Annotated in this window: 16 protein-coding genes; 3 read left to right on the forward strand and 13 right to left on the reverse strand. The window is 70.6% G+C overall.

What is annotated here, in order from left to right; all coding sequences use genetic code 11:
• Positions 1-80: 80 nt before the first annotated feature.
• Positions 81-1,523, reverse strand: a complete 1,443-nt coding sequence (locus tag ACFVAJ_RS15145; protein WP_376945486.1) for a replication-associated recombination protein A — start codon at positions 1,521-1,523, stop codon at positions 81-83.
• 123 nt (positions 1,524-1,646) lie between these two features.
• On the opposite strand from ACFVAJ_RS15145, the gene ACFVAJ_RS15150 reads away from it, so the two are divergent.
• The 3 genes from ACFVAJ_RS15150 to ACFVAJ_RS15160 all read left to right on the forward strand — a co-directional run bounded on the left by ACFVAJ_RS15150 (position 1,647) and on the right by ACFVAJ_RS15160 (position 4,515).
• A complete protein-coding gene (locus tag ACFVAJ_RS15150; protein WP_376945488.1) occupies positions 1,647-2,426 on the forward strand; it encodes a peptidylprolyl isomerase in 780 nt (259 codons plus the stop codon).
• A 162-nt stretch (positions 2,427-2,588) separates the two neighbouring features.
• On the forward strand, positions 2,589-3,821 hold the full coding sequence (locus ACFVAJ_RS15155; protein ID WP_376945490.1) for a DUF349 domain-containing protein: 1,233 nt from the start codon (positions 2,589-2,591) through the stop codon (positions 3,819-3,821).
• A 97-nt stretch (positions 3,822-3,918) separates the two neighbouring features.
• On the forward strand, positions 3,919-4,515 hold the full coding sequence (locus tag ACFVAJ_RS15160) for a hypothetical protein (protein WP_376945492.1): 597 nt from the start codon (positions 3,919-3,921) through the stop codon (positions 4,513-4,515).
• Here ACFVAJ_RS15160 and ACFVAJ_RS15165 read toward each other — a convergent pair.
• From ACFVAJ_RS15165 to pdxS, 12 genes are all read right to left on the reverse strand, one after another.
• Entirely contained in the window at positions 4,494-6,746 is a 2,253-nt protein-coding gene (locus ACFVAJ_RS15165) for a RelA/SpoT family protein (RefSeq protein ID WP_376945494.1), read from the reverse strand. The genes ACFVAJ_RS15160 and ACFVAJ_RS15165 overlap by 22 nt on opposite strands.
• A 75-nt stretch (positions 6,747-6,821) precedes the next feature.
• Positions 6,822-7,838 (reverse strand): protein translocase subunit SecF, encoded by a 1,017-nt coding sequence (gene secF / locus ACFVAJ_RS15170; RefSeq protein WP_376945496.1) that lies wholly within the window; start codon positions 7,836-7,838, stop codon positions 6,822-6,824.
• Complete coding sequence (secD, locus tag ACFVAJ_RS15175; protein WP_376945498.1) at positions 7,838-9,589, reverse strand: protein translocase subunit SecD; 1,752 nt, start codon at positions 9,587-9,589, stop codon at positions 7,838-7,840. The genes secF and secD overlap by 1 nt, the downstream gene beginning before the upstream one ends.
• A 63-nt stretch (positions 9,590-9,652) precedes the next feature.
• A complete protein-coding gene (gene yajC, locus ACFVAJ_RS15180; RefSeq protein ID WP_376945500.1) occupies positions 9,653-10,045 on the reverse strand; it encodes a preprotein translocase subunit YajC in 393 nt (130 codons plus the stop codon).
• A 71-nt stretch (positions 10,046-10,116) separates the two neighbouring features.
• Positions 10,117-11,157 (reverse strand): Holliday junction branch migration DNA helicase RuvB, encoded by a 1,041-nt coding sequence (gene ruvB / locus ACFVAJ_RS15185; protein WP_376945502.1) that lies wholly within the window; start codon positions 11,155-11,157, stop codon positions 10,117-10,119.
• The gene (ruvA, locus tag ACFVAJ_RS15190; RefSeq protein WP_376945504.1) at positions 11,154-11,774 is read right to left on the reverse strand and encodes a Holliday junction branch migration protein RuvA; all 621 of its coding nucleotides are present in this window, start codon (positions 11,772-11,774) and stop codon (positions 11,154-11,156) included. Before ruvA ends, ruvB begins: the two co-directional genes overlap by 4 nt.
• Complete coding sequence (gene ruvC, locus ACFVAJ_RS15195) at positions 11,771-12,400, reverse strand: crossover junction endodeoxyribonuclease RuvC (RefSeq protein WP_376945506.1); 630 nt, start codon at positions 12,398-12,400, stop codon at positions 11,771-11,773. The genes ruvA and ruvC overlap by 4 nt, the downstream gene beginning before the upstream one ends.
• Before the next feature lie 10 nt (positions 12,401-12,410).
• Positions 12,411-13,166 (reverse strand): YebC/PmpR family DNA-binding transcriptional regulator, encoded by a 756-nt coding sequence (locus tag ACFVAJ_RS15200; RefSeq protein ID WP_376945508.1) that lies wholly within the window; start codon positions 13,164-13,166, stop codon positions 12,411-12,413.
• Positions 13,167-13,272: 106 nt separating this feature from the next.
• The gene (locus ACFVAJ_RS15205; RefSeq protein ID WP_376945510.1) at positions 13,273-13,812 is read right to left on the reverse strand and encodes a DUF1697 domain-containing protein; all 540 of its coding nucleotides are present in this window, start codon (positions 13,810-13,812) and stop codon (positions 13,273-13,275) included.
• 81 nt (positions 13,813-13,893) lie between these two features.
• Positions 13,894-14,607 (reverse strand): hemerythrin domain-containing protein, encoded by a 714-nt coding sequence (locus ACFVAJ_RS15210; protein WP_376945513.1) that lies wholly within the window; start codon positions 14,605-14,607, stop codon positions 13,894-13,896.
• A 95-nt stretch (positions 14,608-14,702) separates the two neighbouring features.
• Positions 14,703-15,344, reverse strand: coding sequence for a pyridoxal 5'-phosphate synthase glutaminase subunit PdxT (pdxT, locus tag ACFVAJ_RS15215; protein ID WP_376945515.1), 642 nt, complete (start codon positions 15,342-15,344; stop codon positions 14,703-14,705).
• A complete protein-coding gene (gene pdxS / locus ACFVAJ_RS15220; RefSeq protein ID WP_212277305.1) occupies positions 15,341-16,231 on the reverse strand; it encodes a pyridoxal 5'-phosphate synthase lyase subunit PdxS in 891 nt (296 codons plus the stop codon). Before pdxS ends, pdxT begins: the two co-directional genes overlap by 4 nt.
• Positions 16,232-16,310 lie beyond the last annotated feature (79 nt).

Genomic DNA, 16,310 nt, shown 5'->3' on the forward strand with positions numbered 1-16,310 from the left:
TCGCCGGTGACCCTCTCGCAGCCGCGCTCGAGGATCTGGCTTCAGGCCAGCGACCATGGTATCACGGCGCGGGTTACCGCTCAGCGCCCGCCCCGGACGATCCGGCGCAGCTTCGCGAGCCTCGCCGAGACCTCTCGCTCGTTGCCGTGCTCGGTCGGCTCGTAGTAGACGGCGCCGCGCAGCGTGTCGGGCAGGTACTCCTGGGCGACGACGCCGATCGCGTCGTCGTGCGGGTAGCGGTAGCCCTTGCCGTGCCCGAGCCGCTTCGCACCGGGGTAGTGCGCGTCGCGGAGGTGCTTCGGCACGCGCCCCGCCTTGCCGGCGCGCACGTCGGCGATGGCCTTGTCGATGCCGACGTACGCCGCGTTCGACTTCGGCGCGGTGGCGAGGTGCACGACCGCCTGCGCGAGCGGGATGCGCCCCTCGGGCATGCCGATGAACTGCACCGCGTCGGCGGCGGCGACCGCGACGCCGAGCGCCTGCGGGTCGGCGAGGCCGATGTCCTCCGAGGCGAGCACGATGATGCGGCGGGCGATGAACCGTGCGTCCTCCCCCGCCTCGATCATGCGGGCGAGGTAGTGCAGCGCGGCGTCGACGTCGCTGCCGCGCACCGACTTGATGAAGGCGCTGATGACGTCGTAGTGCTCGTCGCCGTTGCGGTCGTAGCGCAGCAGTGCGCGGTCGACGGCGCGCGCCACGATGTCGGCGGTGATGCGGGGCGGTGCGGATGCCTCGGCATCGTCGCCGGCCTCCGGCTCCCCCGGCTCTGCCTCGTCGGATTCGCCGTCGGCGTCGCGATCGGTCGCCGCTGCCGGTTCCGCCGGATCGGCGCCCGCGGCGGGCATCGCCGCAGCCGAGACCGCCGCGGCCTCGAGCGCCGTCAGCGCGCGCCGCGCGTCGCCCGAAGCGAGGCGCACGATCGCCGCGCGGGCCTCGGGTTCGAGCGCCACCTTGCCGGCGAGCCCGCGGGCGTCGGTCACGGCGCGGTCGACGAGGAGGCCGAGGTCGTCGTCGCTCAGCAGCTCGAGCGTGAGCAGCAGGGAACGCGACAGCAGCGGCGAGATCACCGAGAACGACGGGTTCTCGGTCGTCGCGGCGACGAGGATGACCCAGCCGTTCTCGACCCCGGGCAGCAGCGCGTCCTGCTGGGCCTTCGTGAACCGGTGGATCTCGTCGAGGAACAGCACCGTCGACAGCCCGTACAGGTCGCGGCTGGCCCGTGCCTCCTCCATCACCTGACGCACATCGCGGACGCCGGCGGTCACCGCGGAGAGCTCGACGAACTTGCGCCCCGAGGAACGGGCGATCGCCTGCGCCAGCGTCGTCTTGCCCGTGCCGGGCGGCCCCCAGAGGATCACCGAGACGGACCCCGACTCGCCCGATCGGTCGCCCGCGAGCGCGACGAGCGGCGAGCCCGGTGTCAGCAGATGACGCTGCCCGGCGACCTCGTCGAGGCTCGTCGGGCGCATGCGCACCGCGAGCGGCGTCGCGCCTGAGCGCAGCCCCGGACCGGATTCGACCATGGATTCAAGCGTAGTCGTGGCATCCGACACCGAATCTCGGGTGCCCGCCCGCGGTGCGGCGATTGGTGCGGTCACGCGGGCTTAAGTAGAGTCGGCTCGCAGGATTCCGGAGAAGGAGCAGGCGTGGCATCGAACGACCGACAGGCGCGCGAGGAACGCGCGCGCCTGCGCACCTACCAGGCACGGCAAGAGGTCCACGCCGGCAAGCAGCGGCGGCGCAGCCGCGACAACCTGATCGCGGTCCTCGCGCTGGTCGTCGTGCTCGCCCTCGCGGTGGGCGCGCAGCTCTTCTTCTTCAACGGCGGCCCCGGCACACCCGAGCCGGTCGCGAGCGAGACGCCGGCCCCCAGCGAGGCCGCCGGCGAGAACCAGGGCGAGGTGCCGAGCCCCGACCTCGCCGAAGGGCGCACCTGGACCGGGACGCTGACGCTCAACGACATCCCGCTCGGCGTCGAGCTCGACGGCGCCGCGGCGCCGCAGGCCGTCTCGAGCGAGATCAGCCTGATCCAGTCGGGCTTCTACGACGGCGTCTCCTGCCACCGGCTCACCACCGAGGGGCTCTACGTGCTGCAGTGCGGCGACCCCGACGGCACCGGCGGCGGCGGCCCCGGCTACAGCTACGGTCCCGTCGAGAACGCCCCCGAGGACGGCGTCTACCCCGCCGGCACGATCGCCATGGCCCGGCAGTCGAACAACGGCTACAGCCACGGCAGCCAGTTCTTCATCGTCTACGAGGACACGACCCTGCCCGCCGACTCGGCGGGCGGCTACACCGTGGTCGGACAGGTCACGAGCGGCCTCGACGCGCTTCGTGCGGGCGTCATCGACCAGGGCGTCGCCGAGGGCGCGACCGACGGTGCTCCCGTGGTGCCCACGACGATCACCTCCTTCACGATCGAGTGAGCACGGCACCGCCGTCGAGCGGTGCAATAGGCTTGACAGCACACGCCGCCGATGGCGGCGTCCGACCTACGACGCGGCGGCGCTGCCCGCGACCGCTGCCAATAGGCTTGACCGCAACATCGCCGCCCGTTCGCGGCGTCCGACCTACGACAGGGTGAGGCCGTGACCGAATCAGATCAGCAACCGTGGGGCCGCGTCGATGAGACGGGCACCGTCTTCGTTCGCACGAGCGACGGCGAGCGGGAGGTCGGTCAGTACCCCGACGCGACGCCGGAAGAGGCCCTCGCCTACTTCGAGCGCAAGTACGCCGACCTCGCCGGCCAGGTGGGCCTCCTCGAGCAGCGCGTGCGCCGCGGCGCCCCCGCCGCGGATGTCGCCAAGGCCGTCGCGACCCTCACCGACTCCGTCGCCGGGGCGCACGCGGTCGGTGACCTCGAGTCGCTCTCGCGCCGCCTCGAGGCGCTGTCGGGCACGACGAAGGAGCTCACCGAGCAGCAGCAGGCCGAGGCCAAGGCGGCACTCGCGGGCGCCATCACCGAGCGCACCGCGATCGTCGAGCAGGCCGAGGCCCTCGCGGCACAGGATCCCGCGAAGACGCAGTGGAAGCAGGCGACCGCCGAGCTCGACGCCCTCTTCGCGAGCTGGCAGCGCCACCAGCAGGACGGCCCCCGCCTGCCGAAGAACGACGCCAACGAACTGTGGAAGCGGTTCCGCGCCGCGCGGTCCACGATCGAGCAGCACCGCAAGGCGTTCTTCGCCGAGCTCGACGCCGCGCACCGCGACGTGCGCACGCGCAAGCAGCGCCTCATCGAGCGTGCCGAGGCGCTCGCGCCGCGCGGCGCCGACGCGGTCGGCGACTACCGCAGCCTCCTCGACGAGTGGAAGCAGGCGGGTCGCGCCGGCAAGAAGCTCGACGACCAGCTCTGGGCGAAGTTCAAGGCCGCCGGCGACGTGCTCTTCTCCGCGAAGGCCGAGATCGACGCGAAGGACGACGAGGAGTACCGCGCCAACCTCGATGAGAAGCTCGTGCTCCTCACCGAGGCCGAGGCGCTGCTCACCGAGCGCGACGCCAAGAAGGCCCGCGCCGAGCTGAACCGCGTCCAGCGCAAGTGGGATGAGATCGGCAAGGTCCCCCGCGACCAGGTGCGCTCGGTGGAGGATCGACTCCGCAAGGTCGAGAACCACGTCCGCTCGCTCGAGGACGAGCGCTGGCAGCGCGAGGACCCGGAGAAGAAGGCGCGTTCCGAGGGCATGCTCGGCCAGCTCAACGACGCGATCGAGAAGCTCGAGTCCGAGGTCGCGGCCGCCGAGGCCGCCGGCGACACGAAGGCCGCCGCCGCCGCGCGCGAGGCTCTCGAGGCCCGTCGCGCCTGGCTCAAGGCCGTCGGCGGCTGATCGGCCGACTCCTCCGCACCGCTTCGAGGGAGGCGGGATTCTCCACAGAATCCCGCCTCCCTCCCTCGGTGCCGCGGGAATGCCCGACCATGGGCTGATGGCACGCCTCCCTCCGGTGCTCGGCACCGACGACCTCCCGCTCGCCGAGCTCTGCGCCGCACGCATCGACGGCGAGCTCTTCATGATCGACGAGGGCTGGGCACCGGTCGACGAACCCGACCTGCCGAGCGTCCGCGCCGCCGCGGCCGCGCTGCGCGTGCCGAGACGGCTGATCATCGAGCGACTCTCGGCCGCCTGGGTCCACGGCGCCCTCGACGTACCGCCGCGCATCGCGCAGTTCTGCGTGCCGCTGCACGAACGCGTGGCGGTCGTCACAGGTCCGCGCACCAGCGTGCGCGAAGTCGTCATCGACCAGGTCGACGTCGTCGAACTCGGCGGCGCCCGGTGCACCACACCGTCGCGCACCGCGTTCGACCTCCTCCGTGACACGACCCTCGACGACTCGTTCGCCGAGCTCGTGGTGGCACGCCTCCTCGACGCGCACGCCGGCTCGGGCGACGCGGTGCGGGAGCGTTTCGCAGCGGCGCACCGGCTGCCGCACCTCGCGCTGGCTCGCGCGCGATTCGCACGGACGCACCCTCGCGAGACTGCTCCCCCGACTCCGGCCTCGGATCAGCCGTCGCTGACCCGGTAGACGTCGTAGACGGCGTCGATCCGGCGCACCGCGTTGAGCACGCGGTCGAGATGCGTCGTGTCGCCCATCTCGAACACGAACCGGCTGAGCGCGAGGCGATCGGTCGAGGTCGAGACGTTGGCCGAGAGGATGTTCACGTGATGCTCGGAGAGCACTCGCGTCACGTCGGAGAGCAACCCCGCACGGTCGAGCGCCTCGATCTGAATCTGTACGAGGAAGACGCTCTTGGAGCTCGGGGCCCACTCGACGTCGATCATCCGCTCGGGCTCGCGCAGCAGCGACTGCACGTTGTGGCAGTTCGCCTGGTGCACCGAGACCCCGGCGCCGCGGGTGACGAATCCGACGATCTCGTCTCCGGGCACGGGCGTGCAGCAGCGCGCGAGCTTCACGAGGATGTCGGGCGCACCGCGAACCAGCACACCCGATTCGGCGTGGCGCGGCAGCGGCCGCGTGCGGACCGGGAGCGGAAGATCGGGCTCGTCGACGTCGTCGACATCGCGCACCAGTGCGACGACCTTCTCGAGCACCGACTGCGTCGAGACGTGCCCCTCGCCGACTGCGGCGTACAGCGAGGAGACGTCGTCGTAGCGCAGCTGGGCGGCGACCTCGGCGAACGACTCCTGGCTCATGAGCTTCTGCAGGGGCAGGTTCTGCTTGCGCATCGCCCGGGCGATCGAATCGCGCCCCTGCTCGATCGCCTCGTCCCGGCGTTCCTTCGTGAACCACTGGCGGATCTTGTTGCGCGCACGGGGGCTCTTGACGAAGTTGAGCCAGTCTTTGCTCGGGCCCGAGTCGGGGTTCTTCGAGGTGAAGACCTCGACCACGTCGCCGCTCGTCAGCTCGCTCTCGAGCGGCACGAGCCGCCCGTTCACCTTGGCGCCCATCGTGCGGTGCCCGACCTCGGTGTGCACGGCGTAGGCGAAGTCGACGGGGGTCGCGCCCGCAGGCAGGCCGATGACACGCCCCTTCGGGGTGAAGACGTAGACCTCCTTCGCGCCGATCTCGAAGCGGAGCGAATCGAGGAACTCCCCCGGGTCGGCCGTCTCGGCCTGCCAGTCGGAGATGTGGGCGAGCCAGGCCATGTCGGTCTCGCTCTGCATCGCCGGGCCGCCCGAGGACTTGCCGGTCGTCTGCTCCTTGTACTTCCAGTGCGCGGCGACACCGTACTCGGCGCGCTGATGCATGTCGTGCGTGCGGATCTGGAGCTCGACCGCGCGGCCCTTCGGGCCCAGGACGGTCGTGTGCAGCGACTGGTAGAGGTTGAACTTCGGCGTGGCGATGTAGTCCTTGAAGCGACCGGGCAGGGGCGTCCATCTGGCGTGGATCGCGCCGAGCACGGCGTAGCAGTCGCGGACGGAGTTCACGAGCACCCGGATGCCGACGAGGTCGTAGATCTCGTCGAAGTCGCGGCCCCGCACGATCATCTTCTGGTAGATCGAGTAGTACTGCTTCGGCCGACCGACGACCTTGCCGCGGATCTTCGCGGCCTTGAGGTCGTCGTTGACGAGGTCGATGACGTTCTGGACGAACTCCTCGCGCTGCGGCGTTCGCTGCTTGACGAGGCTCTCGATCTCGGCGTAGAGCTTCGGGTAGAGCACGGCGAACGAGAGGTCCTCGAGCTCCCACTTGATCGCCTGGATGCCGAGGCGGTGCGCGAGCGGAGCGTAGATCTCCAGCGTCTCGGTCGCCTTCCGGCTCGCGGAGGCGGCGGGCACGAAGCCCCAAGTGCGCGCGTTGTGGAGGCGGTCGGCGAGCTTGATGATCAGCACCCGGATGTCCTTCGACATCGCGACGATCATCTTGCGGACGGTCTCGGCCTGCGTGGAGTCGCCGTACTTGACCTTGTCGAGCTTCGTGACGCCGTCGACGAGCATGGCGATCTCGTCACCGAAGTCGGCTCGCACCTCGTCGAGCGTGTAGGCCGTGTCCTCGACCGTGTCGTGCAGGAGCGCCGCCGCGACGGTCTTCGATCCGATGCCGAGGTCCGCGAGGATCTGGGCGACGGCGATCGGGTGCGTGATGTACGGCTCGCCGCTCTTGCGCTTCTGCCCCTCGTGCGCACGATCGGCGACGGTGTACGCCCGCTCGATCAGCGCGAGGTCGGCTTTCGGATGATGCATCCGAACCGTGCGCAGCAGCGTGTCGACGGCGCCCGAGGGCTGCGCCTTCGAGAAGATCCGCGGCACCAGGCGGCGCAGCGAAGCGGTTGAGTTGACCCCGGTCTCCGTCACGCCTCACCTCCAGAACTCAATTATCACCGCTCCGGAGGGTGAGGCGTGCACGGGGAGGAACGCCGGGGGCGAACGTCATGCCGTCGGCAGGGCCTCAGCCGAGGTCGAGGCACCGGCGCGCTCGCGCTCCTTCAGGACCTTCTGGTCGTGCCGGCGGATCGCCGGCTCGCCCTCGCGCAGCTGCGAGTAGAGCGGCGCGGCGAGGAACACGGTCGACCAGGTTCCGACGAGGATGCCGATGAGCAGCGCCAGCGAGATGTCGCGCAGCGTGTCGGCGCCGAGCACACCGGCACCGATGAAGAGGATCGCCGCGACCGGCAGCGCCGCCACGACGCTCGTGTTGATCGAGCGCACCAGGGTCTGGTTGACCGCGAGGTTCACCGACTCGGCGAAGGTGCGCCGCGACTCCTGCCCGTCTTCGGCGGTGTTCTCGCGGATCTTGTCGAAGACCACCACGGTGTCGTAGAGCGAGTAGCTGAGAATCGTGAGGATACCGATCATCGCCGCAGGGCTGATCTCGAATCCGACCGCGGCGTAGATGCCGGTCGTGACGACGAGGTCGACCATGAGCGCGATGATCGCCGCCGCCGACATCTTCCACGTGCGGAAGTACAGCGCCATGACGACCGCGGCGAGCAGCACGAAGGCGATCAGGCCGAGCACGGCCTGGCGGGTCACGTCGGCGCCCCAGCTCGGGCCGATGAACGAACTCGTCACCTCGGACTCGGGCACGTCGTAGGCCTCGGCGAGGGCCGAGCTCACCTCGTGCGACTCGTCCTGGGAGAGCTGGTCGGTCTGCACGCGCACGCCGGTGCCGCCGACGATGGTGACCTTGGTGGTCGCCTCGGGCACGACGGACTCGACGGCCTCGATCGCGGGCTCGGCGGTCGCGTTCTCGACGTCGGAGATCTGGAACTGCGATCCGCCGCGGAACTCGATGCTGAAGTTGACCCCGGTGAGGAGCGGAACGACCACGGAGAGCAGCACGAACACGCCGATGATCGCGTACCACTTCTTGCGGCCGCCCACGAAGTTGAACGAGCGCTTGCCGGTGTAGAGGTCATTGCCGAAGGTGGTCAGACGGTTCGCCATCAGGACTCCTTCCCTTCGTTCGAGGTATCGCCGGCGCTCGAGCCTGCTCCGACCGAGGCGGCCTTGCGCTCCGCGATGGTCTGCCGGCGCTGCGCCTCCTTGGCGCTCGAGGCCGCCTTCTTGCCGGCCACTGCGGCGGTGGGCTTGCGGAACTCCGCCCTGCCCCGGTACACGGCGCCGAGCGCGTTCGGGTCGAGACCCGACCACGGGTTGCCGCTGGAGAAGAACCGCGTCTGCGCGAGCAGCTGCAGCATCGGGTGGGTGAAGAGGATCACGACGATGACGTCGATGATCGTGGTGATACCGAGCGTGTAGGCGAAGCCCTTCACGCTGCCGACCGCGAGGATGAACAGCACGACCGCGGCGAGGAGGTTCACGCCCTTCGAGGCGAGGATCGTGCGGAACGCCCGCTTCCATCCGGCCTCGACGGCGCCGACGAGCGGACGGCCGTCACGGAGTTCGTCTCGGACTCGCTCGAAGTACACGATGAACGAGTCGGCGGTGAAACCGATCGCGACGATGAGGCCGGCGATGCCCGCGAGCGAGAGGCGGTAGCCCTCGCGCCACGACAGGATCGTGATCGTGAGGTAGGTGATGATCGCCGCGATGACGAGCGAGGCGATCGTCACCGAGCCGAGCGCACGGTACTGGAACAGCGTGTAGATCACGACGAGGATGAGGCCGATGAGGCCCGCGAGCAGGCCCGACTGCAGCTGCGAGGTGCCGAGCGTCGGCGAGATCGTCTCGGTCGACTGCACGGTGAAGCTGATCGGGAGCGCGCCGAACTTCAGCTGGTCGGCGAGGGCCTTCGAGCTCTCCTGGGTGAAGCTGCCCGTGATCTGCGGGCGGCCGTCGGTGATCGCGCCGTTCATCGCGGGCGCGGTGAGCACCTCGCCGTCGAGCACGAACGCGAACTGGTCGCGGGGCGTCTGGCCCTGGAGGCCGAACAGGCGCGTGGAGACCTTCGCGAAGTCCTCGGTGCCCTCGTCGTCGAAGACGATGTTGACCGCCCACTGGCCGGTGGAGGCACCGGTCTGGGTCTGCACCATGCCGTTCGTCGCGTCGACGATGTTCTCGCCGCTCGCCTCGACCGGCCCGAGCAGGTACTTCACCTGGCGGTTCCGGTCGCAGGTGACGAGCGGTTCGTCGGCCGGCGCGACCTCGGTGTTCTCATCGACCTGCGCGCAGTTGTAGGAGTCGAACTCCGCCTGGAGCGCCGGGGTGACCCACGCCGGGTCGCTGCCGTCGGTGGGCACCGCGGTCGGCGTCGACTCGAGCTCCTCCTCGGGCGCGTCGCTCGGCGACGGGCTCGCGCTCGGCTCGATCGTCTGGTTCGTGGCCGCGTCGGCGAGCAGGACGGCGCGGAGCTCGAGCTTCGCGGACTGCTCGATGCGGGCGCGGGTCTGGTCGTCGAGCTCACCCGGGATGCGGACGACGACGTTCTCACCCTCGGTGTTGATCTCGGCTTCGGCCACGCCCGACGCGTCGACGCGCTGGCGGATGATCGACACCGCCTGGTCGAGCTGCTCCTGCGAGACGTCGGCGCCCGTTTCGACCTGCGGGGCGAGGATGATCTGCGTGCCGCCCTCGAGGTCGAGCGCGAGCTTCGGGGTCCAGGAGCCTTCGCCCCAGATCACCCCGGCCGCGTTGATGCCGAACAGGAGCGCGATGATGACGCCCAGCCAGGTGAGGGACCGCCAGGCCTTGCGGACGGGCGTCGGCCGGGATGACCGCTTCGATGGTGCAGCCACGTGTTCTGCTTTCTCTGCAGGAGCCCGCGCAGCAGTGCGCGGGCCGAGCCTCGGGGGTGAGTCTTAGTCGTCCGACTTCTTGGTGTCGGGCGTCTCGTCGGTGGTCGGAGCCTCGTCGGCGGCGTCGGAGACGCGCTCACCGAACTCGGGCTCGCCCTCGACCGCCGCCGGCGCCTCGTCGGCGCCCTCGACGGGCTCCACGACGCGCGCGATGGTCTGGCGGTGCACGGTCAGGATCGTGCCGGGCGAGGTCTCCAGGAGCACCTGGTTCTCTTCTTCGTCCATCGTGAGGATCGTGCCGAAGACGCCGAAGTTGGTCATCACCTTCGCACCCACCTGGACCTTCGACTGCAGCTCGCGAGCCTCGGCCTGGCGCTTGCGCGAGTTGCGGAACATGAAGAAGATCAGCACCGCGAGCACGGCGAGCATGATGAGTGTGAACGGGTCGAACGTCATGAGGGTGAGATACCTTCCGGTGTGCGCGGGGCGCACGAAGTCAGTGGCGTTGAGGGACGAGCCTCAATGGATTATAGGTCATCGATCGGAAGCACCGCTGCCGCGTCGGGAGCGGCCTCGGCGAGCCCGAAGTGCCGCCATGCGGCGGGGGTCGCGACGCGACCTCGCGGGGTGCGCGTGATGAGCCCGATGCGCACGAGGAACGGCTCGACCACCGCCTCGATCGTCTCGGCCTCCTCGCCGACGGAGACGGCGAGGGTGTTCAGGCCGACCGGGCCGCCGCCGAACCGCGTCAGGATCGTCTCCATGACGGCACGGTCGAGCCGGTCGAGGCCGAGCGGATCGACGTCGTAGAGCTCGAGTGCGGCGCGCACGGCCGAGAGGTCGGCGCGACCCGAGTGCACGAGCGCGTAGTCGCGTACGCGGCGCAGCAGCCGGTTGGCGATGCGCGGGGTGCCGCGGCAACGGCCGGCGATCTCGGCCAGCGCGGCCTTGTCGGTGTCGAGCCCGAGCATGACGGCCGCCCGCGCGAGCACCTGCTCGAGCTCGGACTCGGCGTAGAACTCGAGGTGCGCCGTGAAGCCGAAGCGATCGCGGAGCGGGTTGGGCAGGAGGCCGGCCCGCGTCGTCGCGCCCACGAGCGTGAACGGGGCGAGGTCGAGCGGCACCGAGGTGGCCCCCGCACCCTTGCCGACCATGATGTCGATGCGGAAGTCCTCCATCGCGAGGTAGAGCATCTCCTCGGCCGAGCGCGCCATGCGGTGGATCTCGTCGATGAACAGCACTTCGCCGGGCACGAGCGACGACAGGATGGCCGCGAGATCGCCCGCGTGCTGGATCGCCGGGCCGCTCGACATGCGCAAGGGGCGCCCGCCCTCGTGGGCGACGATCATCGCGAGCGTCGTCTTGCCGAGGCCGGGAGGGCCGGCGAGCAGGATGTGGTCGGGCGTGCGCTGCTGGATGGTCGCCGCGGTCAGGAGGAGCTGCAACTGGCCCCGCACGCGCGTCTGCCCCACGAACTCCTCGAGGCTGCGAGGGCGGAGCGCCCCTTCGAACGCGAGCTCGGCCTCAGATGCGAGCTCGGGGTCGGTCAGGTCGTCGGCGTCGTTCACCGGCCCCTCCCGCCCTGCTGCGCGGGCCCGAGCCGGGCGAGCGTCAGGCGCAGCATCGTCGGCACCGAGGCCGACTCCACCTCGCTCGCGTCGGCGAGCGTCTCGTCGAGCGCCTCGGCGGCGACCCGCTCCGTCCACCCGAGGCCGGTGAGCGCCGCGAGCACGCTCTCGGCGACACCGCCCGAGGCGATCGGCGCGGCGGCACTGCGCACCGTCGGCGGCGCGAGCTTGCCGGCGAGCGACAGGGTGATGAGCTTCGCGGTCTTCGGGCCGATGCCGCTCACCTTGCGGAACACCGCGTCGTCGTCGCGATGCACGGCCTCGGCGACCTGCTCGGGAGAGAGCGAGGAGAGCACGCCGAGCGCCGACTTGGGCCCGACGCCGGTGACGCCGATCAGCAGCTCGAACACCTCGAGCTCGTCGCGCGTGGCGAAGCCGAAGATCGTGAGCGAGTCCTCGCGCACGATGAGCGAGGTGTGCACCGCGAGCTCGTGACCCTCACGGCTCGCGAGCACGAGGGCAGGGGTCGTGTTGACCTGGAAGCCGACGCCGCCGACGTCGATGACGAGCGAGCTGCCGGCTGCGGCGAGGACGCGCCCGCGGAGGGAGGAGATCACTCCTTCAGCCTACGGGCCGCCCCCGACACCGCTGCGGAGCGCTCGGCGGCGAGCCATGCCCGCTGCGCCGGCGTGAGCCCCGAGGCATCCGTCGCCGCCGCCGCGCCCGGCGCGCCACCGGCCGAGGCTTCGCGGATCGCCGCCCCGGCGACCCCGCCGGTGCGCCAGGCGTGGCAGATCGCGAGCGCCAGCGCGTCGGCCGCGTCGGCGGGCTTCGGCACCGACTCGAGCCCGAGGATGCGCGCGACCATCGCCCCGACCTGCTTCTTGTCGGCGCGCCCGTACCCGGTGATCGCCGCCTTCACCTCGGAGGGCGTGTGCAACGCGACCGGAAGCTCGCGGCGTGCGGCGATGAGCATCGCGACGCCCGAGATCTGCGCCGTGCCCATGATCGTCGACACGTCGGACCGGGCGAAGACCCGCTCGAGCGCGACCGCCTGCGGGCGGTGCTCCTCGAAGATCGCCTCGAGTCCGTCGGCGATCCTCGCGAGTCGTCGCTCGATCGGCGCGTCGGTCGGCGAACGCAGCACGACGACGTCGACGAGCTTCGCGGTGCGGTTCGGCGAGACGTCGACCACGCCCACGCCGCAGCGGGTGAGCCCGGGGTCGATGCCGAGCACCCGCACGGCGATCGGCCTACTCCGCCTCGAGCTCGGCCTGCACCTCGGGGGTGAGGTCGAAGTTGCTGTAGACGTTCTGCACGTCGTCGGAGTCTTCGAGGGCGTCGATGAGGCGGAACACCTTGCGGGCGGTCTCGGCGTCGATCTCGACCTTCAGGTTCGGCACGAACTCGATGTCGGCCGACTCGTAGTCGAGCCCGGCCTCCTGGAGCGCCTTGCGGACCTCGACCATGTCGGACGGGTCGGTGATGACCTCGAAGCCCTGGGCGTGCGGCTCGATCTCCTCGGCGCCGGCCTCGAGGGCGGCCATCATCACGTCGTCTTCGGTCGTGCCCTCGCCCGACACCACGATGACGCCCTTGCGGGTGAAGTTGTAGGCGACCGAACCGGGGTCGGCGAGCGTGCCGCCGTTGCGGTTCAGCCCGGTGCGGACCTCGGCTGCGGCGCGGTTCTTGTTGTCGGTCAGCACCTCGACCATGAGGGCGACGCCCGACGGGCCGTACGCCTCGTAGGTGATGCTCAGGTACTCGACGGCTTCGCCGCCGATGCCGGCGCCGCGCTTGATCGCGCGGTCGATGTTGTCGTTCGGCACCGAGGTCTTCTTGGCCTTCTGCACCGCGTCGTACAGCGTCGGGTTGCCGTTCAGGTCGGCGCCGCCGAGCTTGGCCGCGACCTCGATGTTCTTGATGAGCTTCGCGAACGACTTCGCGCGGCGCGCGTCGATGACGGCCTTCTTGTGCTTGGTCGTCGCCCACTTGGAATGCCCGGACATGACTCTCCTGTATCCGCTTCTCGGCGGGTCCGCCCGCCGAAAGCCCATTCTAGACGAGCGCGGCGCGCGCGCTCGGGTGCCGGTCGGATGCCTCGTGCCGGACGCGCTACCCGAGCACCTTGATCAGCGTGCGGAGGTTGCGGTTGGTGGTGGTGGGCTTGTACCGCGCCTTCGCGAGCAGCTTGGCGAACGGCGTGTCGACCGTCGTGCCCTTGACGGGGTTCCAGTACACGACGCCCTCGCCCCGGGCGATCGGATCGACGGCCCCGTCGAGGCCGATCCCGTCGGCCGCGGCGAGGAGCTCGTCGAGCACCGCCCCGGACGACCCGAAGATCACCCAGGGCTGACGGGAATCGTCGTCGGCGTCGAACGGGAACGCCTCGACGGCGTGCTGGAGCTCACCGCGGGTGACGAGCACGATCCACGCCTCGTACCCGAAGCGCTCGGAGAGCGCGTGCTCGATCCGCGACTTCGACGCCGGGGCCCCGACGGCCCGGTCGTCGCTCGAGAACACGACGTTGCCCGAGGCGAGCACGGTGCGCACGCCGTCGAAGCCGAGCTCGCGGAAGAGCGCGGCGAGCTCGGCAGAGCGCACGGTGACGCCGCCCACGTTGACCCCGCGCAGCAGGGCGATCCATTCGGTCACGTGCGCGAGCGTAGCGCTCGCCGCCGACACGCGCAGCGGCGAGCAGGATGCCTCGGCGCCCGCCCCACAGGCGAGCGCCCCTCACGCGAGCGCCGGCATTCCATCCGGGAAGAGCGAGCGCTGCCAGGCGGTGTACTTGCGCCGCATGACCAGCGACCAGAGCGCGCGGACCGGCAGCGGCAGGTTCTCGTGCAGCCACTCGTCGCGCTCGCCCGCAGGCACCGCGTCGATCATGAGCCCCATCTGCACCGGCATCGTCTCCTTCGGGAACTCGCCGCGGGCGTGCTCGCCGATCTCGTCCCACTCGGCCTGCGTGAACACACGGGAGACGATCGGCACGATGTCGGCCTCCTCCCGCCCGAGATGCACGCCGAGTGTCTCGCCGACCGAGTCGAGCGCCGCGGCGAGCCGCTCCCCCGTCTCAAGGTCGGGCGCCGTGCGCCATTCTGCGAGCAGCGCGTCGGCGACGTCGAGCAGCTCGGCGACCCTGGCGTGCTGCGCCTTCATGACGTCGACGTGCAGCGAGCAGCCCGGCTCGCGCCGCTCGAGCCGGTCCCAGATGAACCGGTCCTCGCCCTCGTGGTGCACGTGCAGGGCCTTGTCGACGAGCTCCACGGCGGCGCCGACGGTCTCGGCCCGCTCGAGATCGCCGGCGGGGACGGCCCGGACGAGTGCGGGCATCTCGCGATAGCCCCAGCGGAAGATGCGGTGCACGAGGAGGATGTCGCTCGTGTCGCATCCGGACTCGTCGACGACGCGGTCGTCGCCGCCGGTGCTCGGCAGTTTCCTGGTCATCCCGCGACCGTAGAACCGTCGGGATCCGGCGGAATCGGTGCTCCCACTGAACGGGCGCCCCCATTTCGCGGGGCGGGGCCGCGCGCGTCGCGGCCTCAGACGCGGGCGCGCACCTTCGACAGGAAGTACTCGTGGAAGCGGTGCTCGCCCGTGATCTCGGGGTGGAAGCTCGTGCCGAGGAGGTTGCCCTGCTCGACCGCGACGACGCGGCGGTCCTCGAGCTGCGCGAGCGGCGTCGCCGCGGGCCCGACCGACTCGACGACCGGGCCGCGGATGAACACCGCGCGCACCGGGATCACCCCGAGTGCGGGCACCTCGAGCTCGGTCTCGAACGACTGGTTCTGCGAGCCGAAGGCGTTGCGCCGCACGACGACGTCGAGGCCGCCGAGCGACTGCTGCCCCGTGATCGCGTCGAGCACCGTGTCGGCGAGCATGATGAGCCCGGCGCAGGTGCCGTAGACGGGGAGGCCGTCCGAGATCGCCGCGCGCAGCGGCTCGGCGAGGCCGAAGGTGCGCGAGAGCTTGTCGATCACGCTCGACTCGCCGCCGGGGATGACGAGGCCGTCGACGGCGGCGAGCTCCTCGGGCCGGCGCACGAGCGAGACCTCGGCGCCGAGGGAGGCCAGCACCAGGGCGTGCTCGCGGAAGTCGCCCTGCAGGGCGAGGACGCCGACGCGGGGGCCGGCCGGAGCCTGCTCCCCCGCGCCGACGGACTCCTCGCGGAGGGTCGTCGTCACCAGCCGCGCTCGGCGAGGCGGTGCGGCGCTGCGAGGTCGGCGACGTTGATGCCGACCATGGCCTCGCCGAGGCCCCGCGACACGTCCGCGATGACCGAGGGGTCGTCGTAGAACGTCGTCGCCTTGACGACGGCCGCCGCGCGGGCCTCGGGGTTGCCCGACTTGAAGATGCCCGAGCCCACGAAGACGCCGTCGGCGCCGAGCTGCATCATCATCGCGGCATCCGCCGGGGTCGCCACGCCGCCCGCGACGAAGAGCACGACGGGGAGCTTGCCGGTCTCGGCGACCTCGAGCACGAGCTCGTAGGGGGCCTGCAGCTCCTTCGCGGCGACGTAGAGCTCGTCGCGCGTCATCGACTTCAGCTGGTTGATCTCGGACGAGATCTTGCGGATGTGCTTCGTCGCCTCGGAGACGTCGCCGGTGCCGGCCTCGCCCTTCGAGCGGATCATCGCCGCACCCTCGTTGATGCGGCGGAGCGCCTCGCCCAGGTTCGTCGCACCGCAGACGAAGGGGGTGTTGAACGACCACTTGTCGATGTGGTTGACGTAGTCGGCCGGCGAGAGCACCTCGGACTCGTCGATGTAGTCGACGTCGAGGGCCTGCAGCACCTGCGCCTCGACGAAGTGGCCGATGCGGGCCTTCGCCATGACGGGGATCGACACCTCGGCGATGATCGCGTCGATGAGGTCGGGGTCGCTCATGCGGGCGACGCCGCCCTGCGAACGGATGTCGGCGGGGACGCGCTCGAGGGCCATGACGGCGACGGCGCCGGCGTCCTCGGCGATGCGGGCCTGCTCGGGCGTGACGACGTCCATGATGACGCCGCCCTTCAGCATCTCGGCAAGGCCGCGCTTCACGCGGCTCGAGCCCGTCTCGGGTACGGTCACAAGGAATCCTCTCGGGGGTGCGCTTGGACGTCGCGCAACGATTCAGACAAAACGATTGTTTGTCCTAGGCCAAAAGATA

This window comes from Agromyces sp. NPDC057679 (genome assembly GCF_042799635.1).
Taxonomy (GTDB): Bacteria; Actinomycetota; Actinomycetes; order Actinomycetales; family Microbacteriaceae; genus Agromyces.

What these genes read in the sequence shown, in the direction of transcription:
- ACFVAJ_RS15160 (WP_376945492.1), top strand. Translation starts at nt 3,919, where the DNA reads ATGGCACGCCTCCCTCCGGTGCTCGGCACCGACGACCTCCCGCTCGCC.
- ACFVAJ_RS15210 (WP_376945513.1), bottom strand. Translation starts at nt 14,607, where the DNA reads ATGACCAGGAAACTGCCGAGCACCGGCGGCGACGACCGCGTCGTCGAC.
- secF (WP_376945496.1), bottom strand. Translation starts at nt 7,838, where the DNA reads ATGGCGAACCGTCTGACCACCTTCGGCAATGACCTCTACACCGGCAAG.
- yajC (WP_376945500.1), bottom strand. Translation starts at nt 10,045, where the DNA reads ATGACGTTCGACCCGTTCACACTCATCATGCTCGCCGTGCTCGCGGTG.
- ACFVAJ_RS15200 (WP_376945508.1), bottom strand. Translation starts at nt 13,166, where the DNA reads ATGTCCGGGCATTCCAAGTGGGCGACGACCAAGCACAAGAAGGCCGTC.
- ACFVAJ_RS15145 (WP_376945486.1), bottom strand. Translation starts at nt 1,523, where the DNA reads ATGGTCGAATCCGGTCCGGGGCTGCGCTCAGGCGCGACGCCGCTCGCG.